The organism is Limnoglobus roseus (assembly GCF_008254045.1).
Lineage (GTDB): Bacteria > Planctomycetota > Planctomycetia > Gemmatales > Gemmataceae > Limnoglobus > Limnoglobus roseus.
Window position 1 is genome coordinate 7,836,931 of record NZ_CP042425.1, and the last position, 18,493, is coordinate 7,855,423.

The window sequence follows — 18,493 nt, forward strand, 5'->3', positions numbered from 1 at the left end:
CCGTTACTGTGCGGAACCGGTGACGGGTTCGACCGCCATCCCTTCGGGCAAGTCGTCACCGGGACGGATCACGAGTCGCTCGGTGGCGGCGAGGCCCTGAACGATCTCGATCGACGTGCCGAAGTCGCGGCCGGTCTTCACCGTGCGATAACGGACGGTGTTCGTGGCGTCGACGATGGCGACCTTCGTTCCCTCGGCCCGCGTGATGACGGCCGCCCCCGGCACGCGCAGCACCTTGGCCGCCGGCTTGAGGCGGAACCGCACCTGAAGGTACATGCCCGGCAGCAACGCCCCGTCCGCGTTCGGCACGTCCACTTGCACCCTCAGTGTGCGGGTCGTCGGGTCGAGCGAGTGCGTCGTCCGACTGACCTGCCCCCCGAACTCGCGGCCCGGGGCTTCGCGGCGGGACACCGGGGCGGCCATGCCGGCCGTGACGGATGATGCGTACGTCTGCGGCACGTCGGCGAAGATTCGCAGTGTGTCGATCCGGGCGAGGTGGAACAGTTCCTTCGCGTTGGCCGAGTTGTCGGCCACGACCAAGGCACCCGCGTCGAAGTTCCGGGCCGTCACCACGCCCGTGAACGGGGCGGTGATCTTCTGGAAGGACTGCAAGTCTTCGAGCCGCTTGACGCTCGCCTCGTTCGCCTTGATCGTTGCTTCCGTCACCTTCGTTGTCGCCGCCGCAACCTTGTACGCGGCGTCCGCGGCGTCGAACTCCTGCTTCGAGAAAGCATTCGTGTTGCTGAGATTTTGTGCGCGGTCGAGGTTGACGCGGCTGAGGTTCTCGTTGGCCTCGCTGCGCACGAGGTTCGCCTTCGATTCCGCGAGCGCGGCACGGGCTTGCAGGAGTTGCGCGTTCACTTCCGGCGTGTCGATCTCGGCGAGCAGTTGCCCTTCCTTCACGGGATCGCCGATGTCCACTAGCCACCGCTTCAGATAGCCGCTCGTCCGCGCGTAAACGGCAGTCTCCAGGTACGGAACGGCTGTGCCGGGGAGCACCTGATCGACGTGGTCGGGCGGTTGCTCGGGCAGGGTCGTGAGGACGCGCAGCCGGTCCGACGGAGCGATCGCCGTGGCTTCGCGGTTCTCCGTCTGCTTGTTTCGAGCTTGAAGGCCGGCATAGGCGAGTGCCACGAAGGCTCCCACCGCCACCAACCCGATGAACGCCAGGCGGAGGAACGAAGGTCGGGTCGGCGGCCGGTCTTCGGTCGCGTGGTGTGATTCGGGGGCTGACGGCTTTTGAGCCGGGGCTTCCACGGGAGGCTTCTCAAGAGTCAATTCCGTGTTCACGACACACCTCCCGCGGCCGGTTGTTGAGCAGCGTGGCTCATGGACTCTTCCTCTTCCTTCTGTTGTTCTTCCTCGTTCGACATCGGCGGCTTGCGGCGGAGCATGCTGTACATGATCGGCACGAAGAACAGCGTGTAGAACGTCGCGACCAGCAACCCGCCGATGACGGCCCGGCCGAGCGGAGCGTTCTGCTCGCCGCCGTCGCCGAGGCCGAGGGACATCGGCAACATGCCGACGATCATCGCGAGGGCTGTCATGACCACGGGCCGCAACCGCGTGGACCCGGCGTCGAGGGCCGCGTCGTAGGCGTTCAGCCCGTCGTGCCGCCGTTCGTTTGCGAACGTCACCATCAGGATGCTGTTCGCCGTGGCCACGCCGATGGTCATGATCCCGCCCATCAGTGCCGGTACGCTAATGGTGGTGCCGGTGGCGAACAAGGACCAGAGCATCCCCGCCGCCGCCCCCGGGAGGGCCGTCAGGATGATGAACGGGTCGATCCACGACTGGAAGTTCACGACCATCAGCAGGTAAACCAACAGCACCGCGAACACCATCCCCCCGCCGAGGCCGAGGAACGATTCGTCCATGCTCTCGATCTGCCCGCGGATCGCGATGAGCGTGCCCTTTGGCAAAGTCGGCCGCGTTTGCTCGACGAGTCGCTTGATCTCGGTCGAAGCGCTACCCAGGTCGCGGTCCTGAATGCTCGCACTGATTTCATAGACGGGCTGCACGTTGTAGTGGCTGATCAGGCCGGCCGATTGCGACCGCCGCATTTCGGCGATGTTGGCGAGCAGTTGCGGAGAGCCGCCGTCGCGCGGCGGCGTGACCGGCGTGTTCAAGAGCGCCTCGACCGTACTCATCTGCGCCTGCGGCGTCTGCACCGCCACGCGGTAGTTGACCCCGTTCTTGGGGTTCACCCAGAAGTTTGGCGTCGCCACGTTGGAGGAACTGAGCGAGACGAGCAACGCGCGGGCCGCCTCTTGTTGGGTGACGTTCAGTTCGGACGCCAGCACGCGGTCCACGTCGATCTTCAAGTCCGGGGCGTCGGTGATCTGCCGGATGCGGGCGTCCACCACGCCGGGAATCTGGGCGATTTGATCGCGGAGCTTCTTCGCCGCCGCCAGGTTTTCCTCGCGCTTGACGCCCACCACCTGCACGTTCACCGGGGCCGACTTGCCGAACGTCAACACCTGCCCCGTGATGTCGGCGGCGAGGAAGTCGAACGAGCAATTGGGGAACCGCTTCGGGAGTTCCTTCCGCAACTGCCGAATGTAGTCCGGCGTGGGCCGGTGATCCGGCTTGAGCGACACCAAAATCTCGCCGTCGGCCACGCTGACCAGTTCGCTCGTGATGTAGGACGTGTTGGTGTAGAACGGCGACACGCCCATGTTGTCCAAGATGGTATCGAGTTCCGTCTTCGGCACGATCTCGCGGATGACGTCTTCCACCCGACCGAAGATGCGCTCCGTTTCCTCAATCCGCGTGCCGGACGGAGCACGGACGTGGAGCCGAATTTGCCCGCCGTCGACCGTGGGGAAGAAGTCCCGCCCGGTCAGGAAGACCAACCCAATCGAGCCGGCCGCGAACAGGGACATCCCCGTGAGGGTGATCCACCGGTGGTGCAAGGCCCAATCGAGAAGCCCGCGGTACGCCTGGCGGAAGGCTTCGAAGCCGTGTTCGAAGAGGGCGTGCAGCCGGCCGAAGACGCCCTTCGCGTCGCCGTGGTGGCCGGTCATGTACTGATCGGCTTCCTTCTTCATCAGGTACAGCATCAGCGTCGGCACCAGCGTCCGCGACAGCAGGTAGCTGGACATCATGGCGAAGATCACCGCCAACGCGAGCGGGATAAACAAGTAAGCCGCGGGACCGGTCAGGAACACGACCGGCACGAACACGATGCAGATGGCCAGGGTCGACACGAACGCCGGTATCGCAATTTGTTGGGCACCGTCCAGAATCGCCCGCCGGATCGGCTTCTTCATCGCCATGTTGCGGTGGACGTTCTCGATTTCGACGGTCGCGTCGTCCACGAGAATGCCCACGGCCAGCGCCAGCCCGCCCAGCGTCATCACGTTGAGCGTCTGGCCGAACGCCCACAGGCCGATGATCGAGCAGAGGATCGAAAGGGGAATCGACGAGATCACCACCACGGTCGAACGCCACGACCCCAGGAAGACCAGGATCAGCAGCGCCGTGAGCCCGGCGGCAATCGCCCCTTCGTGCAGAACCCCTTCGACCGCGTGCCGGACGAAGACGGATTGGTCGAAGAGGAGTTCGATCTTGAGTTCCGGCGGGAGTTGGGCCTGAATGTTCGGCAGGGCCGCCCGCACGCGGGTCACAACGTCCAGCATGGACGCCCCCTCGGCCTTCAGAATCGGCAGCATCACAGCCCGCTTGCCGTCCCGGCGGACGACGTTCGTTTGCACCGCGAACCCGTCCCGCACGTGGGCCACGTCCCGGAGATAGACCGGCACGCCGTTGATGCTCTTGACCGGAATGTTGTTGAACGCCTCCACCACCTCGGGGCTGCTGTTGACGCGGACGTTGTAGTCGTACTCCCCGATCTTTGCGGTGCCGCCGGGTAGCACGAGGTTCTGAGTGTTCACGGCGGCACTGATGTCCGCGGCCGACAGACCGCGGGCGTAAAGTTGGTGCGGGTCGATGTCCACCATGATCTGCCGCGGCTTGCCGCCGTAGGGCTGGGGCACGCGGGCACCCTGAACGGTCCCGAGCCGCTGAATGATGAAGTTCGCGGTGTAGTCGTACAGTTCCGCCTCGGTCAGCGTCTCGCTGGAGATAGCCAGTTGCACGATGGGCACACTCGTCGCACTGTAGCGGACGATGTACGGCGGCGTCGTGCCCTGGGGCATGTTGTTCAGCACGGTCTGACAGGTGGCCGTCACTTGAGCGAGGCCGGCTTCGACCTTCGAGCCGGGGTAGAAGTAAACGCGGATGACGCCGGCCCCGTTGTAGGCCTGGCTCTCGATGTGCTCGATATCGCTCACCGACGCCGTGAGTACCCGCTCGGTGACGAGAAGAATCCGCCGCTCCACGTCGTCGGCCGGCATGCCCGAATAGAGGTACACCACGGACACGACGGGGATGTCGATGTTCGGGAAGTTGTCTACCGGCATCCGGCGGATGGCCACCAGCCCAACGGCGAGGATGAGCACCGCCGCCACGAGGAAGGTGTACGTCCTTCGCAATGCCAGTTGCACGATCCACATGACGAGTCACCCTTCCCCACACCCGGACGCCCGACGCCATCAGGGAATACTGCCCCCGGAAATGAAGCTGTCATCGATTTATCAATTATCAATAATATTGCTCCCCTGCCCTGGACTCTGTTCCTTCCTGGGCCAATAATCGTCGAAAGGTCATCTCTCCGGGCCGCACTATGCCGATTCAAACTTTGAGCGTTCGCGACCACGTCCGGCGGACGATTACCGAGCGCATCTTGGCCGGGGTGTATCAGCCCGGCGACCGTCTGATCGAGTTGCAAATCGCCCGCGAGTTGGGCACGAGTCAAGGCTCCGTCCGCGAAGCGTTGCGGGAGCTAGAAGCGTCCCGGATCGTGGAAACGGCCCCCCACCGTGGCACGAGGGTGCGAACAGTCAGCCCCCAGGAAATGCGGGAATCGTACCTCGTGCGCGGGCTGTTGGAGGAAGCCGCAGCCCCAATGGCGGCGAAGGCATTCAAGGGGAACGCCGAACAACTTTGGAACGAGTGCGACACGATCATCGCTTGCGCCGAGCGCGGGGAGTTATCCGAACAGGCCGCCCACAACGCGGCGTTCCATCGAATGATCGTCGCGGCGTCTGGCAACGGCGTGCTGTTGCGGTTGTGGGATACCTTGGCCTTCGAAACCCGCACGCGCGTCCAACTCTCGCGGCCGAAGGCCGACCCCGTCGGCGACGCCAAGACGCATCGGCCCATCGCGAAAGCCCTGGAAAACGGCGACGGCAAACTGGCCGGCCGACTGCTCCGTGAGCACGCTGAGTTCTTCGCCCCTCCGGCCGACGCTCCGCAGTCCGAATCCGCTTGACCTCTCCGACTGAGAATCGTCCCATGAAGATCATCGCCACGTTCGGTTGGCTCACCCTTCTCGCGAGTTGGTGCCCGGCGGCGGACACGGCTCAACCGCTGAAACAAGCCCATGCTCACAACGACTACGAACACAAGCGGCCGCTCCTCGACGCGCTCGCGGAAGGCTTCTGTAGCGTCGAGGCCGATGTCTTCCTGGCCAAACCCGGGCTGCTCGTCGGGCACACGATTCTCGATTTGAAGCCCGAGCGGACGTTGCAGAAGTTGTACCTCGACCCGTTGCGGGAGCGGGCCAAAGCGAACGGCGGCCGCATCTACAAGAACGGCCCGACGGTTTACTTGCTCATCGACGTGAAGACCGACGCGAAGACGACCTGGGCGGCCCTCGCGAAAGTCTTGGAGGAGTACGCCGACATCTTGAGCGTCAGCGGCGACGGCAAGTTCGAAGAGAAGGCGGTAACGGTCGTCATCAGCGGCAACTGCGACCGCGAAGCGATTACGGCTCAGAAGGTGCGATTCGCCGGCATCGATGGCCGGCCGAAGGACTTGGAGGGAAAATCGCCGGCCGCGCTGATCCCGTGGGTGAGCGCGAGTTGGGATTCGCAATTCCAGTGGAAGGGCACCGGGGCATTCCCCGCGGCCGAGGATCGGAAGTTACGGGACTACGTCAAGAAGGCCCACGAACAAAAGCGGCTTGTCCGATTCTGGGCGACGCCGGACAAGCCGGAAGCGTGGGCGGTGCAACTCGCGGCCGGCGTCGATCTCATCAACACCGACGAGCTGCCGGAGTTGCGTCAATTCCTTTCCTTCTCAAGCCCGGCTCCTTGACTAAGTGAGGCGGCTAAAACAGATTCCGCAGGAACTCCTGCACGTCATCCCACCCGTCGGCGGCCGTCTCGAAATCCACCTCCATCCGCGTGACCGCTTCCGGCCGTACGATCGCCGGCGGCAACGGGGTCGTCACCGACGGGTTGAGCGGAATCTGAAACCCGCCGCCCGTGGCAAGCCGGCCTTCACAGGTGAGCAGGTAGTCGATCAGCGCCCGCCCTCCGACGAGATTCGGGCCGCTCTTGACGAGAGCGAGCGTGTTCGGGATGTACAGCACGCCCATCCGCGGGAACTGCGGATTCGGCTCCCCGTCAGGGAACACGATCGCCACCGACTTCCCGGCGTTGAGTTCGATGATCGCGTCATCGGTGTCGGTGAGGCCGATGGCGAAATCGCCGTTGGCGACCCGCACGGCGGCCTGCTTGTTCCCCGGTACGATCTGCACGTCGTTCGCCTTCAAGTCGCGGTAGAACGCCGTCGCCCGCTCCCGACCGAGGACTTCGAAGAGGCACGCGGCTTGCGTCGCGGTCGTGCCGAACAGCGGCTTCGCCATCGCGACCTTGCCCCGCCACTTCGGGTCGGTCAGGTCAAACATACTCTTCGGCCGGTCCGCTTCGGGAACGAGGTTCGTGTTCACGATCAACACGCGGGCGCGGGCCGCGAAGGCTTGCCACGTTTGGTTGAGCGGCCGCGTCCACCCGGGAAAGTCCGCGGCGTCCGGCGAGGCGTACGGTTCATAGACGCCGGCCCGCGACAGGCGGATGGTGTTGAGGATTTCGTTGTTCCAGTGAACGTCGCAGCGCGGGTGGCCTTGCTCGGCTTGCAGTTCCGCGGCGAGGCTGACCGACTTGTTCGCCTCAGTGTCGAACTTCGGCGAAAGGGTCAGCTTCGATTGGCGGCGGAAGTCACCGAACAGCGGCTCGGCGAACTCCCGATCCTGGGCCGAGTAGAGAATGACCCGGTCCGCCGGTTTCGAGCAACCGGCCGTCAGCAGTAACAGGAGCAGCAGAAAGACTCGCATCAGACGTTAAAGATTTCCCGGACGTTGTCGCGGAGCAACCGCGTGCCGAGGGCGACGGCTTCCGTTTCGTTCAGTGTACCAGGCCGAACGAACTCGTCGGCGATCGTTTTCGCGAGAATGCGGCGGTACATGCCGTACTTCGGCAGCACGAACTCCAGTTTGTAAGCGTCGGAGTAGTAACCGACGAGTTTCGTCTTGGGCACGCCCTGCAATCGCTCGCGGAGGTCGGCCCCGATGTACGCGGGGATGTTCGAGTACCACCAGTGGCCGTTCGGCACGACGTTCGGGAAGATCCACGAGTAGGCCACGAGTTCCTGGTTCTGGCCGCTTGTCAAGACGCTGACGGGGAACGTGACTTCCGGGAAGGCGTTGAACAGTTCGCGGTACTGGATCAGCGAGCAGCGGCGGTCGAACAGGTCTTGCCCCTGGTGGACGCCCTTCTCGTAGACGCGGCGGTTGACGCCGATCATCAGGTCGAACGGCAACTTGAACTCGCGACAGTTCTCGGCCAACATCCAGAAGATGCTGCTCCCCTCGGGCGTCGGCGTGAAGTCCGGCGGCAGGGAGATGGCACACGCCTTCGCCCCCTTCGCGACGAACCGCTCGAACAGCGCGCGGACTGCCTTCCGTAGCGTCGGCACGTCGCCCACGTCGATGCCCGTCACCTTCGCCAATCGCTCGCGGACGCCCGGCTCCCGAAACTTGAAGACGAGCGTGTCGGTTCGCAGGCAAGGGACGTACTTCGCCGTATCGAAGCCGTCCAGGTTGTCGTCGAACTCGTTGGTCAGGAAGATCTTTTCGAGGTTCGTCTTCGCGAAGACCTGTTGCTCCCAATCCTTCGCCGCGAACGCCTTCAGGCTGGCGTCGAACAGCGCGTCCGCGTCTTTCGCCGTCACGCGGTCGCCGGTGAAGACGAGGAAGCTCTTGCAGATGTTCACGAACCAGCCGTATTGGGCCGTGTTGTCGTAGCGGTCCATGAACCGGATGATCTCACGGCACCGGTCCCGCGGGTCGGCGTCCGGGCCGAGCAACTTCTGCGACATGCCGGCCGAGTGAGCGAGTTCCGTGTAGTAGTGGTAGCCGAGGATGTCGTCGAGCGACTTCGACACCGGCGACAACGGCTCGATGTGCGAGTGCGGATCGATCAGCGGAATGGCATCGAACGCGGCCGTCAGCGATTGAATCAAACCGTCGGCAGACATGGTGGTAATTTCCGGAGAGTTTGTCGTTTTTACCGATGATGTGTCTTATGCGGCCGGGCAGAATTTACAATTCACCCTCCTCCGACGGCACCGAAATGACCGACTAGAATTTCGAAGCCACTGCTCTGAGCATCACTTACGGCGAGAAGCCCCATCGGCAGCAGAATAATTGGCACGACCCGTGCAATCCATACTTTCGTTCGCGGCGAGTTCCCCCAACGAACCGCGAACGATGCGAGACTCGCACCGGCAAACCTTCCCCCAAGGCGAGCCACCCCCAACGCGACTCTCGCATCCGAAACCAGACCGCGGGTTCCCCCAACTCGCGGCCACCATATCCGCCGACATGTCAGTTCCATCCCCCTGCCGCCCCGCCGTTCCCCCAACGGCGGGGCTGTCTTTTTCACCCTCACTTCTCCACCGACATCCGCCACCACGCGATGAGCAAGAACACCAACCCGAAGCCACAGAGGGCCGCACATGCCGTCCAGACGATCATCGTCTGTGGCTCCGGGTTCGTCAGGAGCTGCGAGTAGGCGTCCAGTGACCAGGCGTGCGGGGTGACGCGCGTGATGCGGCGCATTTCCTCCGGCATCAAGTACCGCGGCATTAGCGACCCGCTCAGCCCGGCGAGAACCATGACCAGCAACGTGCCGTTGACCGAAACTTGCTGCTCCGTCTTCGCGACGGCGGCGACGAGCATCGCCAATCCGACGGCCGCGAGCGAGGTGCAGAACACGACTGGGATCAGCAGTTCCGGCCGCGAGCCGAGGGGCATCCCGAAGATGACCCAGCCGGCGATCAGCAGACCAAAGCCTTGCAGGAGCGACACCGCGAAGCACGGCAGCAGTTTCCCGAGGAGTAGCTGCCACCGCGCGATCGGGGCCGCGTTCAGGCGGACGATCGTGCCGTGTCGGCGTTCGGCGGCGAACAACCAGCCCATCACGAGCACGAGGAAGAACGCGAACGTCACGGTGTAGCTTGGCACCAGCGCCTGATACCTCACGGCCCCCCGGCGGATCGCCCCGGACCCGTCAGATTGGTACGCGCTGGTATTCGCGGCCTTCGTCGGCGGCGGTTCGCTCTTGGTCAGCTTCGCCCAGGTCTTGCCGCGGAAATCATAGTCGACGAAAAAACCGCTGATGCCCTTCTGCATGGCGTCGCCGATCGACTTCAGCAAGTCGCCGGGGAGCAGGTGCAGGCTCGGCACGTACTTCTTCATCTTGTCCATGAACGGCGGCGTGCCGATCATCTCGAACGCTTGCCCGATCATCCACGGGATGACGACCCGCATCAGCGCGACCTGCACCACCTGCTCGACGACCGCGGCGGCCACTTCCTGCGTCGGGTCACGGACGACGGTGACGCCGAGTTTGCTAATCTGGATGCCGTCGCGGTACAGCGGGTTGATGGGGTTCTTCTTCAACGGCTCGCCGACGAACGAGCACCGCTGCATGTGATCGCTGAATTCCGGTTCGAGAATGATGACCACGGCCCGCTCGCCGGAATGGACCAACGCCTCGGCTTGCTCGCGGGAGGGGATCAATTCCACCTTGATGTCAGCCGTGCTCGCGAAGTCTTCGAGCAGGATGTCCGACCACGGCCGGCCGGGGAACGGGCCAGCGTCCGGCAGCAGGCCGGCGTCGAGGTTCACGACCGAGATACGGAGTTGTTCCTTCTTGTTCGGGTCGAACGCCCCGCCGACCGTGAGGCCGAGGATGAACACTAAGAGCACCGGCATCAGCAAGAGGATCACCCCCGCCCGCGGGTCGCGGAGCATGAGGCGGAAGTCTTTCGCGGCCAGGGTGAGGATCGGTCGCATTCGTTAATCCCGCAGCGCGTGCCCCGTCAGGTGAAGGAACACTTTCTCTAGCGTCGATTCGCTCGTCTCCATCGCCGTCGGCGTGACCCCGGCGGTTGCGCAGAGCGTGGCGATCTTCGGCAACAGCGGCCCGAGTGCGGCGGCGGAAAGTTGTACACCGTCCGGGAGTTTGTGAACCGCGGTCACGCCGTCCAACCCCTGCAGTTGTTCCTCGAAGCCCGGCGGGACCGGATCGACCTTGAGCCGCAACTCGCTCGGCCGCAACTTGAGCAGGTGGCCGATGGTGTCACAGGCGATCACCTGCCCCTTGTCCATGATGGCGATGCGCGGGCAGAGGGCCTGCACCTCTTCCATGTAGTGGCTGGTGTAGATGACACTCATGCCCTCGGCGTTCAGCTTGCGGACGATCTCGAAGATCAGGTTCCGCGACTGCGGATCGACCCCGGTCGTCGGCTCGTCGAGCAGCAGCAACTTCGGCGAATGGATCACCGCAACGGCGAGATTCAGCCGCCGCTTCATGCCGCCGGAGAAGGTGCCGGCCCGGTGGTCGGCCCGGTCCCACAGGCCGACGGCCGTAAGGAGCATTTCCATCCGGTGATTGAGCGCGTCCCCGCCGAGACCATAGAGCTTGCCGAAAAAAAGGACGTTCTCGCGGGCCGTCAAATCAGGGTAAACGGCCAGGTCTTGCGTGCCGATGCCGACCAAACGCCGCAGGTCGCGATCCGCCCGGCGGAACGGCCGGCCGTCGAGCAACACTTCCCCGCCGTCCGCGTCCAAGAGGCCGGAGACGATCGAGAGGAGCGTGGTCTTGCCCGCCCCGTTCGGCCCGAGCAGGCCGAACAGTTCGCCGCTCGCCACGGACAGCGTCACGCCCTGAAGGGCGGCGGTCTTGCCGTACCGCTTCCGCATGTCGTTCACTTCGAGAATTCCGCGACTCATCCCACCTATAGATATTCCCGCCACCCCGAGGAAGCCGCGAAATGTCCGCGTTCAATGCCGCCCGTGTTCGAAAGCTGAACGACACGCCGATCTCGGCGGCCGGCGAGTACGTGTTGTACTGGTGCCAGATGTTCCGGCGGCTGACGCACAACCACGCCCTCGATTACGCCCTCCGCACCGCGAAAGACCTGAAGAAGCCGCTCGTCGTCTACGAAGCTCTGAAGCTGAACTACCCCTGGGCCACCGCCCGCGTTCACACGTTCATCCTCGAAGGGATGCGGGACAATGCTGCTGCCGCGAAGGAGTACGGCCTGACCTACTGGCCGTTCGTCGAAACGCCGGGCGACGACGGGCACGGACTGGTAAAGAAACTCGCCGCCGACGCGGCGATCATCGTCACCGACGACTACCCGGCGTTCATCGTGCCGGCCCACAACCGGGCGATCCACAAGCTCCCCGTGGCCGTTCACGCCGTCGATTCCAACAGCATGATCCCGCTCGCGCTCCTCGGCACGGCGGTGTCGGCGGCCGTCCACCTGCGTTCGCGGATCCACAAACTGTTCGCGGAAGCCTGGGAGAATCGGGCGGCGGTCGAACCCGATGCGGCCGACCTGCCGAAGTTGCACCGCAAGCCCCCCTTCCCCTTGTGGCACCCGCCCGCGGACGTGGCGAAATTCGTTCGCTCGCTACCGGTCGATCAGAGCGTGCCGGCGTTGGAGAACGACACCGGCGGCGCGACGGCGGGCCGCAAGAGATTGACTTCGTTTCTCCGCAACAAACTCGCCCGCTACGCCGAGGAGCGGAATCTTCCCGACAGCCCGACCCGCAATTCCGCGAGCGGCCTCAGTCCGCACCTGCACTTCGGCCACGTGTCGATTGAAGAAGTCGTCACGAAGACGTTGCGGACCACCGGCAACTGGACGCCGAAGGACATCACACCGTCGCGGAGTAAGAACGACTTCTTCTGTGCCGACCCGAACGTCAACAGCTTCCTCGACGAAGCAATCACCTGGCGCGACGTGGGCTACCACTGGCACTTCTGCCGAAATGCGGAGTGGGAAGCGGGGGGTGAGGAGCAGAAGAACAAGAGTTGGCAGGTCGGCAACCACCGGCCGAGTTTCAACTTCGAGACGATGGACTTCACGCACTCGCCGAACGATACCCTGGACACGGTCCTGCCCGCGTGGGCGAAGGCGACACTGACCAAGCACGCCGCCGACCGCCGGGAGTTCCACTACACGCTCGAACAGTGGGAGAACGCCGAGACGCACGACGAGCTCTGGAACGCGGCCCAACGGGAACTCGTCCACACCGGCCACATCCACAACTACCTGCGGATGCTCTGGGGCAAGAAGGTGCTGCAATGGTCCGCGTCGCCCGAAGAGGCGTACCGAGTGCTGGAACACCTCAACAACAAGTACGCCATCGACGGCCGCGACCCGAACAGCTACAGCGGCATCCTCTGGTGCTTCGGCCTCTTCGACCGCCCGTGGCCACCGGAGCGCGAAGTCTTCGGCAGCGTCCGCTACATGTCGAGCGAAAACACGGCCCGGAAGTTCGACCTCGACGGGTACCTGAGGTACGTCAACAAACTGGTAAAGACCGGGTCGTAGACAGCGACCGAAAGCCCACCCGTCGTCGCGACGGGTGGGTCTAACGGCCCCGGTAGATGCGGTCGATCCGCTCGCGGGTCAGCCCCAGAATCTTGTCGAAGCGGCTTAACTTCATGCCGTCGAGTTGCACGTCCTTGTCGGCCAAATTCTCCAACAGTTGCAGATCGCGGCGAATCTCGCGGTCCGTTTCCATCAGGTACAACGGCCCGACGACCTTCCAGCCGAGCGACGCCCCCGGCCACCGGGAGTGCGCGTACATGAACGACACCACGCTCGTCGTCTTGTCGTCGATTGGCACGAAGAACAGGTAGAGCCGCCACCGCACCAGCCCCTCACGGCCATCCGTCGGTCGCTTCCAGTAGTGGTCGTACCGCACGTACACCGGCGAGAAGTAGACCACATCATCGGCGTGAAAGTGGTAACTCGGCCACGCACCCAGGAAGATCGCCTTCCAGATCGGGATGCGCTTCGTCGGCCCGGCCGAGCGAACCGTGGCCGTGCGGTCGTCCGATTCGCACTGCACCGTGACGGCGGCGATGGCGTCGAGGCCGTGACCAAAGGTGTGGTGGTTGATCGTGGTGTGTTCGATGTCAACGAAGTTGTCGAGGACCAACTCGAACGGCGCGGGGAACGTGTGCCGCATTTCGCCGATGCGGGTGAAGCCGGCGAAGTCGAGTTCCGGGAACTCGGCCGCCACGCCGCGGGGCTTCACCCAGACGTATTCGTGGGCCTCACGCACGTCGTAACTGAGAGCGCAGGCGGTCAACTTTGGCGTGCCAGGGCTTTCGCCGTTGCCACCGCAGTCGAAGGTCCAGGCGTGGTACTGACAGCGGAGGCGCTCGCCGACCACGACGCCGGTGCTGAGCTTGCTGCGGCGGTGCGGACAGAAGTCTTCGAGCGCGCCAAGTGCGCCCGATTCAGTGCGAAAGAGAACGAGGTTGCGGCCGCAGAGTTGCACGGCCACCGGCTTCCGCCGGAGTTCGCGGGACGCCAAGACGGGGTGCCAGTGATCGAGGATTGCCATCCGGCTATGCTACGGCAATTCGGCCGACGGGTTCGCCGCGATAGATGCGCGCGATCCGCTCACGGGTCAGGCCGAGAACTTTGTCGAACCGGCTCAGCTTCATCCCTTCAATGCTCGGCCGGTGGTCGGCCATGTGTTCGAGCATCTGGATGTCCTGCCGGATTTCGCGGTCCACTTCCCGGCGGAAGAGGTACTTCGCGAACCGCAGGCCGCCGGCCGGGCCGGGGTACCGGCTCTTGGCGTACACGAACGACGTGACGTTCGTCCGCTTCTCGTCCACCGGCCAGAAGAACATGTACAGACGCCACCGCACCATCGCCTCGCGGCTGCCGTCCGGCGAGGTCCACCAGTGGTCGTAGACGCTGTAGATCGGCGAAAAGTAGGTCGTCCAGTGGTCGTGGAACAGGTCGTTCTTGCGGATGCCGAGCATCCAGCGGAACAGCGGGTTCAGCACTTTCGTCGGGCCGACGTTCATGACCCGCACCGAGTTCTCGGTCGGTTCGAAGTTCACCTTCACCTCGTGCATCCGCGGCAGGTCGTAGCCGAAGGTGTCGTGGACGGTGCCGCTGTGCTCGATCTCGGTGAAATTATCGACCGTCAGTTCCAGCGGGGCCGGGACGGTGTGGAGGAAGTTGCCGAGGTGGTAGAACTTGTCCGCGTTGATGTCCGGGAACGCCGGGTTGCTGTGCCGGGACTTCACCCAGATGAACCCGTGCTCCTCACGGGCGTCGAAACTTTCCGTACAAGTGTGCATCTTCGGCGTACTCGGGCTTTCGCCGTCGCCACAGCCGTCAAACATCCAGCCGTGGTACTTGCACTCGACCCGGTCGCCCACCACGCGGCCGTAGCTCAGTTTCATGCGGCGGTGGGGGCAAACGTCGTCGATGGCCGAGACATTGCCGTCGGAGGTGCGAAACAGGCAAATCAACCGACCGCCGAGTTGCAGACCGTGCGGTTTCTTCGTGAGGTCGTGGCTCGCCAACACTGGGTGCCAGTGGTCAAGCATCCCCATTTCCGTAAATCCCCCAGAATACCGTCTCCCCTCTAGCGAAATACCCTGCCGGGGGCAGTTTGTCGAGAGAAATCGTCCTAGAATTCCCCGTATGTTCACCGGACTCGTTCAATCCCTCGCCCGCGTCGTTCATCTGAAAGAAGATGGGGACGGCGGCCGAGTTCTGACCATCTCCCGGCCGGAGACAATGGCGAAAATCGATCTCGGCGAGAGTATCGCCGTGAACGGCTGCTGCCTGACCGTGGCCGCGTTCTTCGAGGACGCCCTTCAGTTTCAGGCCGGACCGGAAACGCTCCTGAAAACGAACCTCGGTCAACTCGCGGTTGGCGATGCCGTCAATCTGGAACAGGCGTTGCGGGTCGGGGATCGCCTCGGCGGGCACTTCGTCACTGGCCACATCGACGGCGTCGGCCAAGTTGTTCGCAAGGAACAGCAGGGCGAGTGGCTGATGATCGAGTTCGCCAGCCCTCCGACTTTCGACGAACTCATGGTCAACAAAGGCTCCATCGCCGTGGACGGGATTAGCCTGACGATCGTGGAGACGACCCCCGGCCGCTTCCGCGTGATGGTCATCCCGCACACCCGCGACCACACCACACTCGGCCTAAAAGCAGTCGGAGCAAGCGTGAACCTCGAACTCGACCTGCTCGCCAAGCACGTGCAGAAACTGCTGGCCAACCTGAACGTCACAATCTGACCCGCCGCGGCGTAAAATGACACCATGCCGATCATCCTCGTCCTGCTCCTGACGGCGTCGTGTGCCCGGTTGCCGTGGCCGGAGCCGCCCTTCGGGGTCGGCGGCAGTGGCAGTTTGGCCCTGACCGCGTTCGCGTTCCTGCTGCCGATCGGCGGAGCCATCGTCCTCAGTCGGTGGGTGGCGTCCTCGGTCCGGGCGGAACCCTCGCGGCGGGGTGAAATCGCCTCACAGTACAGTCGTTATCGCCGGTTCCTCGGCTACGTGAACCTGGTCGTCGCGGTGCTCGCGGTCGTCGGCCTCGGCTGGGGCTGGACCGTCTGGAACCGCATCATTTTCCCGACCGATCACCGCGTGGTCGCCCCGCTCGCGGAGTTGCTCGTCCCCGCCCCGTACCTGTTCACCGTGTTCACGTCGTGGCTGGTCTACTACGACGTGGAACGCCTGTTCCACAGCACCGGCCGGTCCGAATCATCGTTCTGGTCCCGGACGGGCTACTTCTTCTTCAACCTCCGCCCGTTCGCGTTCTTGGTTCTGCTGCCGGTGGTGCTGTTCGCCGCCCAACAGACGTTCGTCCGCCTCGCGCCGGAAGCGGCCGAGAGTTGGGTCGCGCAACTCCTCGGCTTCGCGATGGTGCCGCTGTTGTTCGTGTTCCTCCCCGTCTTGCTGCGCCCAGCCTTGGGGTTAAAGCCGATGCCGGACGACCCGACTCGCGAACGGTTAGAAGAGTTGGCCCGGAAGATGAACTTCCGTTACTCGAACCTGTTGGTCTGGTCCACTCGGGGGGCGATGGCGAACGCGATGGTCGTGGGCGTGGTGCCGTGGGCGAGGTACGTCGTGTTCACCGACCGCCTGATCGACGCAATGGCCCCGGACGAACTCGACGCGGTCTTCGGCCACGAAGTCGGCCACGCGAAGCACTGGCACATTCCGTACTACGCCCTGTTCTTCATGCTCAGCGTGCCGGCCGTGGCGGCGGTCGTTAGTGTGCTGTTCGATCAGGTGGCCGCATCGGGCTTCATCGACGCGAAAGCCTGGGAGCCGTGGGTCGGCCTGCCCCCGTTGGCGGGGTTACTGGCGTACATCTTTCTCGTCTTCGGCTACCTGTCGCGGAAGTGCGAGCGGCAGGCCGACATCTACGGCTGCCGCGTGGCGTCCGGCGGCGAACGGGTCGATGTGAACGGCATCGACGCCATGATGCGTGCGCTCACCCGCGTTGCGGATCTGAACGGCATGGACGCCCGCACCGGCACGCCCGAACACCAATCCGTCTGGAAGCGACTCTGGGCCCTCTTCCGTTCCTGGCAGCACGGCTCCATCGGCGAGCGGGTGCATTTCCTCGCGAACCTGATGGAAAATCCGGAAATCGAGCGCGGCATTCAGTGGCGGGTGTACTTGCTCCGGTGGGGGCTCTTGCTCGGGCTGATCGCGGTCATCGCCGGCGTCGTCGCAATCACCGGGTGGAAAGAAATCGCCCGCGCGATGTGATTCACGGGTAGCCGATCTGCCGGAGTTGCGCGGCCGTCAGGACGAACGGCGTTCGTGGGATCGTCGCGAGGTCGAATCGTGGCAGTAATTCTCTCGGCGTAATCGGCCGAACATTCTCCAACCAACCGCACGACCACGCGAGCAGTCCCACGAGTGCCTCGGGCTTCATCCCGCCGTCCCGCAGAGCCGACAAGCGGGTGTCGCCGTGCCGCTTCGCGAGCCGTCGGCCGTCTTCGCCAACCACCAACGGCAGGTGCGCGAACGTCGGAACGGGCAAGTCGAGGGCACGATCGAGCAGGATTTGCCGGGGCGTGGACGGCAACAGGTCGTCGCCGCGGACAACGTGGCTGATCTTCATTTCCGCGTCATCGACAACGACCGCGAGTTGATACGCGGGCGTACCGGTGTTCTTCCACACGACAAAATCGCCACCCAACTGCTTCAAGTCGATCCGTTGTGGCCCGGCGAACTCGTCCTCGAAATTCGGCGACGTGGACACGCGAAACCGCCACGCGAACGGCACGACCAATTGCCCCGCGTCCGCGGCCGAGCGATTCGCACACGTTCCGGGGTAGACAGGCCCCTCGTGTTCGGCGTGCGGCGCACTCGCCGCGGCCGCGATGTCCGATCGGGTGCAGGTACAGGGGTAAACGAGTTCCTGCCGCTTCAGTTCGTCCAGGGCGGCTTCGTACAGTGGCAGGCGGTGCGTTTGAACCACCGGCTCACCGTCCCAGTCCAGGCCAAGCCAGCGGAGGTCGGCGAGGGCCTGTTCCATCGCCCCCGGCTTGATTCGCGGCGAATCAATGTCTTCGATCCGCAGCCGAATCTCCCCGCCGCGTGAGCGTGCGAGCAGCCACGAGACGAGGTACGTTCTCGCGTTGCCGACGTGTTGTGCGCCGGTCGGCGACGGGGCGAACCGCGTGCGGATCGGGTTAGCCGTCACGGTTCTGCCCCGGAACCCAGGTCACGTCGGCCGTCCCGTTGTCGTTGGCGACGCGGCCAAGGACGAACAAATAGTCGGAAAGTCGGTTCAAATAGATCATGCCGTGATCGTTGATCGTCTCGACGGCCCGCAGTGTCACCACGGCCCGTTCGGCCCGCCGGCAGACGGTCCTTGCCAAATGCAACCACGCCGCCGCGGCCGACCCGCCGGGCAGGATGAAACTCCGCAACGGCTGAAGGTTCTCATTCAGGCGGTCGATCTCGCGCTCCAACCGTTCCGCCTGGGCCGCCGTGATGCGCAGTTTCTCCTTCTCGCCTTCGGCCATCGGCACACACAGGTCCGCTCCGAGGTCAAAGAGATCGTTCTGAATCACCCGCAAAACGCCCTTCTCTGGCACGTCCGGGCAGTACGCATGTAGCAGGCCGAGGCAGGCGTTTAGCTCATCGACTTCGCCGTAGGCCGCCACCCGCGAATGGTCCTTCGGCAGCCGCGTGCCGTCGCCGAGGCCGGTCGTGCCGTCGTCGCCGGACTTTGTGTAGATTCGCGAGAGATAGACCACGGACCAACCCTCCA

At 64.1% G+C, this 18,493-nt stretch carries 15 protein-coding genes; 5 read left to right on the top strand and 10 right to left on the bottom strand.

From position 1 onward, the window contains the following. Window positions 1-3: 3 nt before the first annotated feature. Together PX52LOC_RS33420 and PX52LOC_RS33425 are read right to left on the bottom strand one after the other, a co-directional pair. Entirely contained in the window at window positions 4-1,290 is a 1,287-nt protein-coding gene (locus PX52LOC_RS33420; RefSeq protein WP_246173543.1) for an efflux RND transporter periplasmic adaptor subunit, read from the bottom strand. Beyond that, the gene (locus tag PX52LOC_RS33425) at window positions 1,287-4,517 is read right to left on the bottom strand and encodes an efflux RND transporter permease subunit (protein WP_149114147.1); all 3,231 of its coding nucleotides are present in this window, start codon (window positions 4,515-4,517) and stop codon (window positions 1,287-1,289) included. The genes PX52LOC_RS33420 and PX52LOC_RS33425 overlap by 4 nt, the downstream gene beginning before the upstream one ends. Before the next feature lie 170 nt (window positions 4,518-4,687). On the opposite strand from PX52LOC_RS33425, the gene PX52LOC_RS33430 reads away from it, so the two are divergent. Both PX52LOC_RS33430 and PX52LOC_RS33435 read left to right on the top strand, forming a co-directional pair. After that, window positions 4,688-5,335, top strand: coding sequence for a GntR family transcriptional regulator (locus PX52LOC_RS33430; RefSeq protein WP_149114148.1), 648 nt, complete (start codon window positions 4,688-4,690; stop codon window positions 5,333-5,335). 23 nt (window positions 5,336-5,358) lie between these two features. Beyond that, complete coding sequence (locus tag PX52LOC_RS33435; RefSeq protein WP_149114149.1) at window positions 5,359-6,162, top strand: phosphatidylinositol-specific phospholipase C/glycerophosphodiester phosphodiesterase family protein; 804 nt, start codon at window positions 5,359-5,361, stop codon at window positions 6,160-6,162. A 13-nt stretch (window positions 6,163-6,175) separates the two neighbouring features. Here the strand turns inward: PX52LOC_RS33435 and PX52LOC_RS33440 are convergent, their stop codons facing one another. From PX52LOC_RS33440 to PX52LOC_RS33455, 4 genes are all read right to left on the bottom strand, one after another. Continuing rightward, window positions 6,176-7,183 (bottom strand): extracellular solute-binding protein, encoded by a 1,008-nt coding sequence (locus tag PX52LOC_RS33440; RefSeq protein WP_149114150.1) that lies wholly within the window; start codon window positions 7,181-7,183, stop codon window positions 6,176-6,178. Next, window positions 7,183-8,385 (bottom strand): amidohydrolase, encoded by a 1,203-nt coding sequence (locus tag PX52LOC_RS33445; protein WP_149114151.1) that lies wholly within the window; start codon window positions 8,383-8,385, stop codon window positions 7,183-7,185. The genes PX52LOC_RS33440 and PX52LOC_RS33445 overlap by 1 nt, the downstream gene beginning before the upstream one ends. A 409-nt stretch (window positions 8,386-8,794) precedes the next feature. Further along, window positions 8,795-10,207, bottom strand: coding sequence for an ABC transporter permease (locus tag PX52LOC_RS33450; protein ID WP_149114152.1), 1,413 nt, complete (start codon window positions 10,205-10,207; stop codon window positions 8,795-8,797). Between the two features lie 3 nt (window positions 10,208-10,210). Beyond that, on the bottom strand, window positions 10,211-11,146 hold the full coding sequence (locus PX52LOC_RS33455) for an ABC transporter ATP-binding protein (protein WP_149114153.1): 936 nt from the start codon (window positions 11,144-11,146) through the stop codon (window positions 10,211-10,213). Between the two features lie 41 nt (window positions 11,147-11,187). Between PX52LOC_RS33455 and PX52LOC_RS33460 the strand changes: the two genes are divergently transcribed. Beyond that, window positions 11,188-12,759, top strand: a complete 1,572-nt coding sequence (locus PX52LOC_RS33460; protein WP_149114154.1) for a cryptochrome/DNA photolyase family protein — start codon at window positions 11,188-11,190, stop codon at window positions 12,757-12,759. Window positions 12,760-12,799: 40 nt separating this feature from the next. Here the strand turns inward: PX52LOC_RS33460 and PX52LOC_RS33465 are convergent, their stop codons facing one another. Both PX52LOC_RS33465 and PX52LOC_RS33470 read right to left on the bottom strand, forming a co-directional pair. Further along, the gene (locus tag PX52LOC_RS33465) at window positions 12,800-13,783 is read right to left on the bottom strand and encodes a Rieske 2Fe-2S domain-containing protein (RefSeq protein ID WP_149114155.1); all 984 of its coding nucleotides are present in this window, start codon (window positions 13,781-13,783) and stop codon (window positions 12,800-12,802) included. Window positions 13,784-13,787: 4 nt separating this feature from the next. Beyond that, complete coding sequence (locus PX52LOC_RS33470; protein WP_246173544.1) at window positions 13,788-14,789, bottom strand: Rieske 2Fe-2S domain-containing protein; 1,002 nt, start codon at window positions 14,787-14,789, stop codon at window positions 13,788-13,790. Window positions 14,790-14,886: 97 nt separating this feature from the next. Here PX52LOC_RS33470 and PX52LOC_RS33475 point away from each other — a divergent pair, with 97 nt between their 5' ends. Beyond that, window positions 14,887-15,492, top strand: a complete 606-nt coding sequence (locus PX52LOC_RS33475) for a riboflavin synthase (RefSeq protein ID WP_149114157.1) — start codon at window positions 14,887-14,889, stop codon at window positions 15,490-15,492. Window positions 15,493-15,516: 24 nt separating this feature from the next. Next, window positions 15,517-16,977 carry a M48 family metallopeptidase gene (locus PX52LOC_RS33480; RefSeq protein WP_149114158.1) on the top strand — a complete coding sequence of 487 codons (1,461 nt, stop codon included), beginning with the start codon at window positions 15,517-15,519 and terminating at the stop codon, window positions 16,975-16,977. Between the two features lies 1 nt (window position 16,978). Here the strand turns inward: PX52LOC_RS33480 and gluQRS are convergent, their stop codons facing one another. Both gluQRS and PX52LOC_RS33490 read right to left on the bottom strand, forming a co-directional pair. After that, window positions 16,979-17,920, bottom strand: coding sequence for a tRNA glutamyl-Q(34) synthetase GluQRS (gene gluQRS / locus PX52LOC_RS33485; RefSeq protein ID WP_178132589.1), 942 nt, complete (start codon window positions 17,918-17,920; stop codon window positions 16,979-16,981). Continuing rightward, window positions 17,910-18,479 (bottom strand): cob(I)yrinic acid a,c-diamide adenosyltransferase, encoded by a 570-nt coding sequence (locus tag PX52LOC_RS33490; RefSeq protein WP_149114159.1) that lies wholly within the window; start codon window positions 18,477-18,479, stop codon window positions 17,910-17,912. The genes gluQRS and PX52LOC_RS33490 overlap by 11 nt, the downstream gene beginning before the upstream one ends. Between the last annotated feature and the right edge of the window lie 14 nt (window positions 18,480-18,493).

What these genes read in the sequence shown, in the direction of transcription:
- PX52LOC_RS33425 (WP_149114147.1), bottom strand. Translation starts at nt 4,517, where the DNA reads ATGTGGATCGTGCAACTGGCATTGCGAAGGACGTACACCTTCCTCGTG.
- PX52LOC_RS33430 (WP_149114148.1), top strand. Translation starts at nt 4,688, where the DNA reads ATGCCGATTCAAACTTTGAGCGTTCGCGACCACGTCCGGCGGACGATT.
- PX52LOC_RS33435 (WP_149114149.1), top strand. Translation starts at nt 5,359, where the DNA reads ATGAAGATCATCGCCACGTTCGGTTGGCTCACCCTTCTCGCGAGTTGG.
- PX52LOC_RS33440 (WP_149114150.1), bottom strand. Translation starts at nt 7,183, where the DNA reads ATGCGAGTCTTTCTGCTGCTCCTGTTACTGCTGACGGCCGGTTGCTCG.
- PX52LOC_RS33445 (WP_149114151.1), bottom strand. Translation starts at nt 8,385, where the DNA reads ATGTCTGCCGACGGTTTGATTCAATCGCTGACGGCCGCGTTCGATGCC.
- PX52LOC_RS33450 (WP_149114152.1), bottom strand. Translation starts at nt 10,207, where the DNA reads ATGCGACCGATCCTCACCCTGGCCGCGAAAGACTTCCGCCTCATGCTC.
- PX52LOC_RS33455 (WP_149114153.1), bottom strand. Translation starts at nt 11,146, where the DNA reads ATGAGTCGCGGAATTCTCGAAGTGAACGACATGCGGAAGCGGTACGGC.
- PX52LOC_RS33460 (WP_149114154.1), top strand. Translation starts at nt 11,188, where the DNA reads ATGTCCGCGTTCAATGCCGCCCGTGTTCGAAAGCTGAACGACACGCCG.
- PX52LOC_RS33465 (WP_149114155.1), bottom strand. Translation starts at nt 13,783, where the DNA reads ATGGCAATCCTCGATCACTGGCACCCCGTCTTGGCGTCCCGCGAACTC.
- PX52LOC_RS33470 (WP_246173544.1), bottom strand. Translation starts at nt 14,789, where the DNA reads ATGCTTGACCACTGGCACCCAGTGTTGGCGAGCCACGACCTCACGAAG.
- PX52LOC_RS33475 (WP_149114157.1), top strand. Translation starts at nt 14,887, where the DNA reads ATGTTCACCGGACTCGTTCAATCCCTCGCCCGCGTCGTTCATCTGAAA.
- PX52LOC_RS33480 (WP_149114158.1), top strand. Translation starts at nt 15,517, where the DNA reads ATGCCGATCATCCTCGTCCTGCTCCTGACGGCGTCGTGTGCCCGGTTG.